We start from the raw sequence: 11,075 nt of genomic DNA, 5'->3' as shown, positions 1-11,075 counted from the left end.
GGCTGGGCTGCACGTAGGCGGCCTTCCAGGGCTCGGGGCCGAGCGCGCGCAGGAAGGTGGCGGTGTGGCTGGTGCCGGCGCCCACTTCCATGTCGTAGGGTTGGAGCAGGGCACAGCCTTGCTTGTCCCAGTAGGACTGCAAGGTCAGGATGATTTGCTGGAAGGTCAACATGAGGCTGGCGCGCGGGCCGCGAAGAAAGGGGAAGGAGCGCGCCGACCACGGCTGCGCAAACACCCGATTTTACGGGCGCGCCCCGCCTCACTCGGCGCAGCCGGTCACTTCGCCGCGGCGCTCTTGGCCGCCGCGGGATCGCCCTTGGCCTTGGCCATGGAGAAGTACTTGTCGAGCCACAGGCGGGCAATGTGTCCTTTGGAAATTTTCTTGAAGAAGAAGCTGATTGGAATACCCACGGATCGGGTGTCGGAGACCTGGGTGATGTAGTTGTCGAAGGCGTTCATCAAGGTGTTGAGGTCCACCACCTTGTTGCTTCCTTGGTCGATAGCGCCCAGCCCCTGGATCACGCTTTGCATCAAGCCACTTTGCCGAGCCAACTGTTGCCCGCCTTTGACCGATGCATCCGCCATGGAACTGGGGGTCTGCCGTGCCTCGTGCTGCTGGCCCGGCGAGCCAGCGATCGCGCGCGGCTGATCGTCCAGCAAGGTGGCCACGCCCATGCGCAACTGCGATGACGTCAGGGTGGACACTGCCCCCAACACGATGAGGTTGGCATGTGTGGACACGTTCTGGGTGCTGAGGAGCTTGCGCACGTTGTCGAGCACCGATTCATCGATGCCAAACCCCCCGGTGGCCGCTTTCATCCACCCGCCCAAGCGCATCTGCTCCTGCAAAGCCTCTTCCTTCTCTGGGCGCAAGCCGGCGCCGGTGGTTTCGTTGCTGACCATGTGCACCATGCCGATGAAGCTGGAGCCGTAGTTCGCCCCCGTGAGCAGCGTGAGCTTCCTGGCATTGGCAGCGCCCTCCTGCGCTTCGGACGCCTGAATCATCGACGCCAGGTCGGCGGTGTTGATGCCGTCGCCAGCACCGCTGTGCACGCTGTTCCATACTTCCACCGCCTTGTCCACATCGAGCTTGAGCGGCTCCAGCATGGCCGATGATCGGTGCGTGGCGCTGGCGGTGATCACCAGCGTGCCGACCAGGTTGTGGTTCTTGAGCTGCTGGCTGATCTGGGCCGTGGCGGCCTTGGGCACCTCCCGGGCGGTGGGGCCCAGCGTCGAGGTCGTTTCGCGGATCGCACTCTCGATGCCCGAGATGGCGGTGGCCTGGGTGTCGTCGTTGCTCCCGTAGGAAAAATACTGAAGGTCAATCTTGATCGAATCGGAGGCCAGCGACAGGCGCGCGACCTGCACTCCCGTGAAATCCAGCGGACTCTCCAGCCCCGCAACGTTCTCGATGGACGCCACCTCTTCGCGCAGTTGCTGCACGCCGGTGTCGTTGGTGATGCGCGCCGCCATGTAGTCGCGCGCCGCGTCGCTCACTTTCATGTTCAGGTCGACAATCCGTTCCTTGAGTTCTGTGATGTCCACGCCCAGGCCGACCAGTTCATTGATGGTCATGCTCAGCCCGCGCCGCATGGCAATGAACGAGTTCATGCGCTCGAAAGCGGCATCGGTCTTGGCCTGCAGGCTGGCAATCTTTTCCAGCAGGTTGAGCAGGTCGGTGTTGACGACATGACCCAGCACCAGCGAGGGATGGTCGAACGGAATGGATGACGCCATGGAGAACTCCCGCAAGAATTACCCGCCGAGTTGGCGGGGCACCTTGGGTTGTATCAAGGCCCCTGGCGATGCGTTTGATGGAGTCCTGAGCGATTCCTGTCGAATCGCTGATGCACAGCGCGCGTGCTCAGCGCCGGCGGGTGCGTCCGCCGCGCCGGCCGAGGCTGCGCAGCGAAGCAATGACGAGCACCAGCACCAGGCAGGCGCCCCACATCGGCATCAGCCCCCAGCGCCCGGTCCACTGGGCATAGGGCGTGATGCCGTTGCGTCCCTGCACGGTGGCTTCGAGTCGGCCGCGGGTGATGCGCTCCAGCAGATGCGTCACCGTGCCCGTGTGGTCGATCACGGCTGTGGCGCCGGTGTTGGTCGCGCGCAGCATGGGGCGGCCCAGTTCGATGGCGCGCAGCCGGGAAATCTGCAAGTGCTGATCGATGGCGACCGAATCACCAAACCAGGCGATGTTGCTGAGGTTGATCAACACGGTGGGAGCGGTGGCTGCACTGCCGAACGACGCCGCCAGCTCTTCGCCAAAGAGGTCTTCAAAACAGATGTTCGGTGCAATGCGCTGCCCGGCCACCGCCCACGAGGGCTGGGCCAGACCACCCCGGTTGAAGTCGCCCAGGGGGATGTTCATCAGATCGGTGAACCAGCGAAACAGCGGCGGAATGAACTCGCCAAACGGCACCAAGTGGTTCTTGTCGTAGCGGTAGATCCCAGCCCCGAGCGCGCCAGGCACATCGACCCGGTCTCGCTCCTTCGCTGCCGCTTCGGGATTCAAACCCCACGCCGAATTGGTGTACCCCTGCTCCAGGCTGCCCAGGGGCAGGCCGACCATGGCGCTCACGCCACCCACCGGTTGATCCGCCAGGCTGCCGAGCAGCGGTTTCCAGAACTCGGCGCCCAGCTGGTTGGGCAGCAGAGGAATGGCCGTCTCGGGCGCCACCACCAGCTGCGGCCCGGTGGCCGGGTTGGCGCGCGCAGCATCCACCGCCAGACCAATCTGTTGTGGATACCACGACAGAGCCTGAGCGATGCCGGTGCCGGGCTCGAATTTCTGATCCTGGGGAATGTTGCCTTGCAGCAGCCAGACCCGCAGCTCACCGGCGCTGGTGGTTCCGCGGTGACCCAGCGTTCGCCAGGCTTGGCCCCCCGCCAGCATGCTCACGAGCAGGGCCGCCACCGCCAACAGCAAGAGACACGTGCGTGCCAAGCCCCACCAGCCGTCCGTGAGCCCCGGCACCACGCGGGCCTGCACACGCGGGCCCGGCGCGGCCATGCGCGAACCCACGGCGCTGCGCCCGACCGGACGGCTCACCGGCGACATCATCCAGGTGCTCACGCGCCGCCACAAACCGGAGATCAGTGAAGCCAGCGCATAGGCCAGGACGGCGGCCAGAAAACCCATGCCGTACACGCCCACCAACGGAGCCCACGGTGCCATCAGGTCCACCTGGGCGTAACCGCCAGCACCCCACGGGAAACCGGTGAACCAGTGGCCGCGCGCGAGCTCGGCCAAGGTCCAGAGCGATGCAAACAACAGCGCCTGGGCGGTCCGCGAAACCGGCGCCCAGCTGCACAACAGGCCCACGGCCACGGCGTAGTAGATGGAGAGCAAGCCCGCCAGCGCCAGCACCGCCACCACCGTCAGCCAGGCCGGCAGCCCGCCATAAGTGTGCAGTGAAATGAACAACCACCAGAAGGTGCCGGACAGCCATGCCGTGGAAAACACCCAGCCCCGCCAAGCCGCTTGCCCCACGCGCGTGGCGTATTGCAGGGCCAACACCAGCATGGACAGCGAAACGATCTGCCAGAAGCCGCTGGGTTGGCCTGCGCTCATGCCCGGCAAGCTCCAGCCGGAGAACGGCCACGCCACGGAAGCCGCCTGCAGGACACCGCCTGCCAGGCAGATCCACCACCAGAAATACCCGCTGCCTCGAGCGCTGCGTCCCGGAGGACGGCGGCTCATCGGGTTGAAACTCGACGGCGTGTGAAGCGATCCGAACAGGCTGCGCATAAACCGGGCGGCTTCAGGGCTCGGCCGGGACGGGCGCGACCTTGAACCACTTCACCGCGCCACCCTTGGTGTGCAACACGGTGAAGCGCAGGCCTTCGAGCTCGTGCACCTCGCCGCGTTTGGGCACGTGGCCCATGGCGTGGGCGATCATGCCGCCGATGGTGTCGAAGTCGTCTTCCGACAGCTTCAGACCGAAGGATTCGTTGATGCGTTCGATCGGTGTGTCACCGCTCACGCGCCAGGTGCTGTCGGCCAGACCAAAGATGTCGCCCTCGTCCTCGGCCACATCGAATTCGTCTTCGATCTCACCGACGATTTCCTCGAGCACGTCCTCGATGGTGATGAGGCCGGCCACGCGGCCGAACTCGTCGATCACGATAGCCAGGTGGTTGCGGTTGCCACGGAACTCGCGCAGCAGGTCGTTGAGTCCCTTGGTCTCGGGCACGAAGGTGGCCGGGCGCAGCAGGGCGCGGATGTTGAGTTCGGGCGCGCGCTGCAGCTTGAGCAGGTCTTTGGCCAGCAGGATGCCGATGATGTTTTCGCGCTCGCCCTCAAAGACCGGAAAGCGCGAGTGCGCGGTGTCGATGACCAGATGAAGCAACTCGTCGTAGGGCGCATCGATGTCCAGCACATCCATGCGCGGCGTGGCCACCATCACGTCGCCAGCGGTCATGTCGGCGATGCGGATCACGCCTTCGAGCATCACCCGCGACTCGGCGTTGATGATGTCGTTGTCCTCGGCGTCGGCGAGGGTCTCGATCAGCTCGTCCTTGGAATCCGGCCCGGGGTGGATGAACTCCGCGAGCTTTTGCAGGAAACCACGTTTGTCGGCATGCCGCAGGCTGCGCTGCGGCCCACTACTGGGAGGGGATTCGGCCACTGAAGGTTGGGGGAGTTGTAACGGTGCGAAAGGATACCCCAAGCCGGTGTCTCAGAGCAAAAACGCGGCCAGGCCGCCACCGCTCTCGCGGACGGCGTCAGCCGCGCACGCGTTCGCGTGCTTCGCGCACACCCTGGCGAATGTCTTGCAGCACGGCAAGCAAGCGCCAGAACTGTTTGGCCTGGGCCTTCAAATGGTAATCGGTGAGGGCGACATGCTGGTTGACCAGTTCGGTCACGCGCGAATCGAAATTGGCCGGTGGCAGCCGCAGGTGTGCTTCCGACTCGGAGCCGTCGCGCTCGATGATGGCGCCTGCGTGGCGCGCAATTTTGAGCATGGCGGTGTTCTCCGAGAGGGCATGGATGAACAACTGCGTCACGCCTTCATTGCGTGCGTGCATGACAGCGCGCTCGAAGAGCCGGCTGCCATAGCCCCGGCCGCGGGCGCTCTTGGCCACCGACACGCCGAACTCGGCACAACTGGTGTACTGGGGATCGATCGAGAAGGCCAGGTGGGCCATGGCGATCAGGTCGAGCTTGCGGTTGAAGATGCCGAAGAGTTCGTCGCGCTCGAAGTTGAGCTGGTCCACATAGCGGGTGATCTGCTCGTCGTTGGCCGCGTATCCAAAGCGCAGGTAGCGGTCGTGCGGCTCCAGCGACAGCAGGTGGTCCAGGATGCGGTCGCGTTGGCCTGGGCCGATGGAGCGGATGGGCACCACCACGCTGGTGGACGGAAAGCTGTGGTCGTTGGGCGCACGAGTGCCGCTCGCGACTGCGCCGACCGGCGCCTGGACGGGCGGTGTTGCAGACTTGAACCAACGGGTGGGAACGACCATGGCAGAACTGTAAGGGTTATCCCTATATCGACAAGGACTGATGTCCCTAAACCCCCAGGCACCCGATGGGCGGGAAGAAGACGACCGCCGGTCGCCACGCGTCAAGGTCTAAAGCGGCAAAGCGGTGGTGCTTTTCACACGGTCCATCACGAAACTGGTCTTGCAGTCCTGCACGCTCGGGTGCTTGAGCAAGGTGTCCATCATGAAGCGTGAGTAGGCCGCCATGTCGGCCACCACCAGGCGCAGTTGAAAGTCCATCTCACCGGTGAGCGCCGCGCACTCCACCACCTCGGGCCAGGACAGCACACTGGCGCGAAACTGGTCCATGGGGTTGCGCTTGGCACTGCCGGCGTGCTTCTCCAGCCGCACGTTCACATGCGCCGTGAGGCCCAGGCCCACGGCTTCCGGGCGCACCAGGGCCACATAGCGGTCGATGACGTGCGCCTCTTCGAGCCGGCGCACGCGCCGCAGCACAGCGCTGGGCGACAGGCCCACGGATTCGGCGATCTGGTCGTAGGTGGCGCGGCCGTCGGCCTGCAGGCTGCGCAAAATGTGTCTGTCGAGCTTGTCCAGTGCTTCCATTTAGCGAACTATGCAGGTTTCCTGCAAGAAGGACAAGTGGAGCGCCCCAAAACGCCGGAATCGTGACACGCTGCGCCGATACAGTGGCGAATCACCCCCTCGCCCTATGGAGACAGCCATGAACAACGCCTTGCCCACCACCGCCCAGACCGCCGCCACCGAATGGGAGAATCCCATGGGCACCGACGGATTCGAGTTCATTGAATACGCTGCGCCCGACCCAGTGGCCATGGGCGCGCTGTTCGAACGCATGGGCTTCAAGCCGATTGCGAAGCACCGCCACAAGGCCGTGACGCTGTACCGCCAGGGCGAGATCAACTTCATCATCAACGCCGAGCCCGACAGCTTTGCGCAGCGCTTCGCGCGCCTGCATGGCCCCAGTGTGTGCGCGATTGCTTTCCGCGTGCGCGATGCCAAAGCGGCCTACGAGCGCGCCATCGCGCTCGGCGCGTGGGGCTATGCGCAGTCGGCTGGCCCCGGCGAACTGAACATTCCCGCCATCAAGGGCATTGGCGACTCCATCATCTATTTCATCGACCGCTGGCGTGGCAAGAATGGCGCCCAAGAGGGCGACATCGGCAACATCGGTTTCTTCGACGTGGACTTCGAGCCCCTGCCCGGTGCGGAACTCAATCCGCATGGCCACGGCCTGACCTACATCGACCACCTCACGCACAACGTGCACCGCGGCCGCATGGACGAGTGGGCCGGTTTTTATGAGCGCCTGTTCAATTTCCGCGAGGTGCGTTATTTCGACATCGAGGGCCAGGCCACCGGCGTGAAGAGCAAAGCCATGACCAGCCCCTGCGGCAAGATCCGCATTCCGATCAACGAAGAAGGCAACGAAAAAGCGGGCCAGATCCAGGAATACCTGGACCGCTACCGCGGCGAAGGCATCCAGCACATCGCCATGGGCTCGACCAACCTGTACGACACGGTCGACGCACTGGAGCTCAGTGGCGTGAAGCTGCTCAACACGAGCGAAACCTACTACGAGCTGCTGCCCAACCGCATCCCGAACCACGGTGAAAACGTGGAAGCACTGAAGCAACGCAACATCCTCGTGGACGGTATGCCCGGCGAGCTGCTGCTGCAGATCTTCAGCGAGAACCAGCTAGGCCCGATCTTTTTCGAATTCATCCAGCGCAAAGGCAACCAGGGCTTTGGCGAGGGCAACTTCAAGGCCTTGTTCGAGACGATGGAACTGGACCAAGTGCGCCGTGGCGTGCTCAAAGCCTGACGGAGCACGCCATGGCTGTTGAACCCGTCGTTTATGGCGCCAGTGACCGCCCGCCGCGCGGCGACTACTCGCGCGCGCAGGCCGATTACACCTGCCCACAGAACTGGTCCTCCTACACCTCGGCCGACCACGATACGTACCGTCGGCTCTACGAGCGCCAGACCGCGCTGCTGCCCGGGCTGGCCTGCGATGCTTTTATTGATGCGCTGCCCTCGCTTGGCGTGAAGGACCGCATTCCACGCTTCGAGGAGATCAACGAACGCCTCAAGCCCGCGACTGGCTGGGAAATTGTGGCGGTGCCCGGCCTCATCCCGGAACGCCCATTCTTCGATCTGCTGGCCCACCGGCGCTTCCCCGTCACCGACTGGATCCGCCAGCCCGAGGAGTTCGACTACGTGGTCGAGCCCGACGTGTTCCACGACCTGTTCGGCCACGTACCGCTGCTCTTCAACCCGATGTTCGCCGACTACGTGCAGCGCTACGGTGCGGGCGGCCTGAAAGCACACGACCTGGGCGCGGGCGAACTGCTTTCACGGCTGTACTGGTACACCATCGAATTCGGCCTGATCCGCCAGGCCGATGGTTTGCGGGCCTATGGCGCCGGCATCCTCAGTTCGTCGGGTGAGCTGCGCCACAGCGTCACCAGCCCGCAGCCACAGCGCATCTCGCTGGATCTGCTGCGCTGCATGCGCACACGCTACAAGATCGACGACTACCAGGCCACCTACTTCGTCATCGACAGCTTCGAGCAGCTGTTCGAGATGACCGCACCCGACTTCGCGCCGCTCTATGACGCGGTGCGCTCGCTGGGCGAACTCCCGGCCGACGCCACCATCGCCAGCGATTCGTCCATCACCCTCGGGTGAAACGCCAGCGCCACGTGAGGGGCCCCGACCACCAGGCGGTTGTCGGCGCCGGGCAATGTGGCCGTGGAGGCCGGAAAAACGATGTTGTCGGTGTTGCTGTACCAGCAGACAAACCGATTGGCGTTGCGCTGGGCGTGGAGCAGCAGCTCGCGGGACAGCAGGTCCTGCTGCCAGTCACAGTCGTGGCGCATCTGGCGTCCGTTGTTCAGGTGGCTGAAGCGTGCCAGCCAGGTGCCGCGGTGCGGCGTTCCGATCGTGATGACCCTATCGATGCGGGCAGCTGCGTCGGTTGAACTGGCCAGCCACGCCCTTGCGGCCAGTCCGCCCATGCTGTGGCAGATAAGCTTCGGCGGCAGGCCTGACAACGCCGTGGCCCGCGCCACAGCGGCGTCCACGAGCGGCACATATTCGTCAATCGACCCGAAGATCGGCTCCAGGTTGAGCGACACGTAGGGCACGTTCAGGGCTCGCAGACGCTTCATCCAAGGCAACCAGAACCCGCGGTTGCAGACAAATCCATGGACCAGGACCACCGCCCGTTGAGAGACCTGCGTCTCGGCGCTGTCCGGCAGTTGTCGCCAGCAAAAAGGCTGTCGCCATGCAAACACGAGCGGCGCCACCCGCACCTCTTGCCACCAAGCCGATATCCATTGGGCCGCATTGGCCCTGGCCGCCACATCTTCGCGGTTGACCATCGCGGCAGCGACCATCTCCACCGCCAGAATGACGGCATACCCCAAGAACACGGTGCCCACGCCCGCGAATGCCCAGATAGCGGAACGGGGAGCCATCCACCACAGCCATGCCCCGGCGACAACGAAAGCCAGGAGGACAATCGCCTGTTGCAGCCTCGCAAGCGAGGAAGACACTGGACGGCTTGGAACGGCCAAGGATGGAGTAGGCGATTTCATTTCCAAACTATCGCATGGCTCACGTGGGGATGCCCAGGTCCGCGGTCACCATCCGCGACACCTTGCGTAAGGCTCTCCGTCTAGACTCTTCGCAAGCCTCCAGTCCTCCATGAGCGAGAATCCCGCCGCCGCAGACCTGATAAGGGCGCATCTCGTGCGCGTGGAACAGCTGCGCCTGCGGGCACAAACTGAAGGACTTCAGTCGGCTGTTGACGACATCAAACGATTGCAGGCCCTCCGGTTTCGCGCCACGTATTCCGACTTTTTGGGGCAAGTACGATACGCCCCAGCGACCCGTTTTTTCCTCGACGAACTGTATGGCGTGCACGACTTCGCACAGCGCGATGCCCAGTTCTCGCGAATCGCGGGCGCCCTGGAGCGCTTTTTCCCCGAAGCGGTTGCGCAACTCGCCGTGGACCTGGCCGAGACGCACGCTCTCACCGAGGTGCTGGACCAACAACTTGCCACACACTGGCTCACGCTGGACAGCGTACTCCCCACGGCCACACGCTACATCCTGAGCTGGCGGATGACCGATGCCCGGGCCGATCGAGATCGCCAATTGTCCGTGGTTCAGCACATGGGGCTTGAACTGCAACGCCTGACGCGCATGAAGAGCCTGCGTCTGGGCCTGAGGATGATGCGCAATCCAGCCCGTGTGGCGGGACTGGATGCATTGCAGCATTTTCTTGAAAGCGGTTTCGACGCGTTCTTCGCACTGGGTGGTGCGCGCGCGTTTCTTGACACAATCCAAGAACGCGAGTCGCGGTGGATCGCCGCACTCTTTGACCAGCCACTGGACGCCTGCAGCGCGGCCCTGAGCCATGAACTGGTGCGCCTCGGTTGACCGCTGGCCACATGGCAACCTTCAACAGTTGTTCCTCACCACACGCGATGCAACGAATGCCTTCCCCCCACGACAAGCGCACCGTCATTTCAAACCTCGTCGAGAGCGGTATCACCGTCTTTGAACGGGGCTGGCTGTCATCCAACAACGTCCTGCTGCAGGGCGATGGATCCAGCGCCCTGGTTGACTCAGGCTACTGCACCCATGCACAACAAACGCTCGCATTGCTGCGGGACAACTTGCACGGCCATTCTCTGGATCTGCTGTTGAACACCCACCTTCACAGCGATCACTGCGGAGGCAACGCTCAACTGCAAAGCGCGTTTCCTCGTCTGCAAACCCTGATTCCACCGGGTCAGGCGGCGGCGGTGGCGCAATGGGATCCGGTTGCGCTGACCTACGTCCCCACTGGACAGTCATGTCCCGCGTTCACTCATCAGGGCGTGTTGATTCCAGGAACCAGCATGCGACTGGGGCTAGACACATGGGAAATACACGCGGCAAAAGGCCACGATCCGCATTCCGTGATCCTTTTTCAACCCGCCGGGCGCATCCTTATCTCAGCGGATGCTTTGTGGGAAAACGGCTTTGGCATCGTTTTCCCGGAGCTGGAAGGCGTCGACGCCTTCGATGAAGTCGCAGACACCTTGGATCTGATCGAGCGCTTGGCGCCCAGCATCATCATTCCAGGACATGGCTCGGTATTTGAGGACTTGGTCGGGGCATTGCAGCGAGCCAGAAGTCGGCTCGATCAATTCACCAAGAATCCAGTCAAACACCGCCGACATGCCCTCAAAGTCCTCATCAAATTCAAACTGCTCGAATGGCAAGCCGTGTCGATTGACGATCTCTTCGACTGGTACCGGAACACGCCCTACCTCGCCTCCATTGAGCAACGCTCAAACCTCACTACCGAGCACTTTTTACGCGAATCACTCGAAGCCTTGCTAAGCGAACTGAGTGCGAGTCACGCACTTCGTATCGACTCGGGATACATTTACAACGCTTGAATGGCCTTCGATCTGGAGCAATACAGGCGATCGGAGATTCAGATCCCCAAAAGCCCAAACCCCCAGGCACCATAAGGCACGAGGGGGTTTGGGGGCTGGGTAAGAGCCTGACGATGACCTACTTTCACACGGGAACCCGCACTATCATCGGCG

The 11,075-nt window shown here is 63.3% G+C and carries 11 protein-coding genes; 4 read left to right on the top strand and 7 right to left on the bottom strand.

Annotated features, from left to right (window positions below; genetic code table 11):
• The 6 genes from IV113_RS25380 to IV113_RS25355 all read right to left on the bottom strand — a co-directional run.
• The coding region (locus IV113_RS25380) for a glycine--tRNA ligase subunit alpha (RefSeq protein WP_291091101.1) at positions 1 to 172 on the bottom strand (172 nt) is incomplete at its 3' end.
• Between the two features lie 104 nt (positions 173 to 276).
• A complete protein-coding gene (locus IV113_RS25375; RefSeq protein WP_291091097.1) occupies positions 277 to 1,737 on the bottom strand; it encodes a hypothetical protein in 1,461 nt (486 codons plus the stop codon).
• Positions 1,738 to 1,864: 127 nt separating this feature from the next.
• On the bottom strand, positions 1,865 to 3,703 hold the full coding sequence (gene lnt / locus IV113_RS25370; RefSeq protein WP_291091095.1) for an apolipoprotein N-acyltransferase: 1,839 nt from the start codon (positions 3,701 to 3,703) through the stop codon (positions 1,865 to 1,867).
• A gap of 61 nt (positions 3,704 to 3,764) precedes the next feature.
• Positions 3,765 to 4,631 (bottom strand): transporter associated domain-containing protein, encoded by an 867-nt coding sequence (locus tag IV113_RS25365; protein WP_291091094.1) that lies wholly within the window; start codon positions 4,629 to 4,631, stop codon positions 3,765 to 3,767.
• A 97-nt stretch (positions 4,632 to 4,728) separates the two neighbouring features.
• Positions 4,729 to 5,466, bottom strand: coding sequence for a GNAT family N-acetyltransferase (locus tag IV113_RS25360; RefSeq protein ID WP_291091092.1), 738 nt, complete (start codon positions 5,464 to 5,466; stop codon positions 4,729 to 4,731).
• A 108-nt stretch (positions 5,467 to 5,574) separates the two neighbouring features.
• Positions 5,575 to 6,048, bottom strand: coding sequence for an Lrp/AsnC family transcriptional regulator (locus IV113_RS25355; protein WP_056267558.1), 474 nt, complete (start codon positions 6,046 to 6,048; stop codon positions 5,575 to 5,577).
• Positions 6,049 to 6,166: 118 nt separating this feature from the next.
• Between IV113_RS25355 and hppD the strand changes: the two genes are divergently transcribed.
• Together hppD and phhA are read left to right on the top strand one after the other, a co-directional pair.
• A complete protein-coding gene (hppD, locus tag IV113_RS25350) occupies positions 6,167 to 7,288 on the top strand; it encodes a 4-hydroxyphenylpyruvate dioxygenase (protein ID WP_291091090.1) in 1,122 nt (373 codons plus the stop codon).
• Positions 7,289 to 7,299: 11 nt separating this feature from the next.
• Complete coding sequence (phhA, locus tag IV113_RS25345) at positions 7,300 to 8,154, top strand: phenylalanine 4-monooxygenase (protein WP_291091088.1); 855 nt, start codon at positions 7,300 to 7,302, stop codon at positions 8,152 to 8,154.
• Here the strand turns inward: phhA and IV113_RS25340 are convergent.
• Complete coding sequence (locus IV113_RS25340; RefSeq protein WP_291091085.1) at positions 8,076 to 8,945, bottom strand: permease; 870 nt, start codon at positions 8,943 to 8,945, stop codon at positions 8,076 to 8,078. The genes phhA and IV113_RS25340 overlap by 79 nt on opposite strands.
• 229 nt (positions 8,946 to 9,174) lie before the next feature.
• On the opposite strand from IV113_RS25340, the gene IV113_RS25335 reads away from it, so the two are divergent.
• On the top strand, positions 9,175 to 9,912 hold the full coding sequence (locus IV113_RS25335) for a hypothetical protein (protein ID WP_291091083.1): 738 nt from the start codon (positions 9,175 to 9,177) through the stop codon (positions 9,910 to 9,912).
• A gap of 56 nt (positions 9,913 to 9,968) precedes the next feature.
• Positions 9,969 to 10,922 carry an MBL fold metallo-hydrolase gene (locus IV113_RS25330; RefSeq protein ID WP_291091099.1) on the top strand — a complete coding sequence of 318 codons (954 nt, stop codon included), beginning with the start codon at positions 9,969 to 9,971 and terminating at the stop codon, positions 10,920 to 10,922.
• Positions 10,923 to 11,075: the final 153 nt, after the last annotated feature.

The sequence above is a fragment of the Hydrogenophaga sp. genome, assembly GCF_018780385.1.
Taxonomy (GTDB): domain Bacteria; phylum Pseudomonadota; class Gammaproteobacteria; order Burkholderiales; family Burkholderiaceae_C; genus Hydrogenophaga.
Note: the sequence above shows the minus strand (reverse complement) of the source record. Positions and strands in the feature narration are given on the sequence as shown.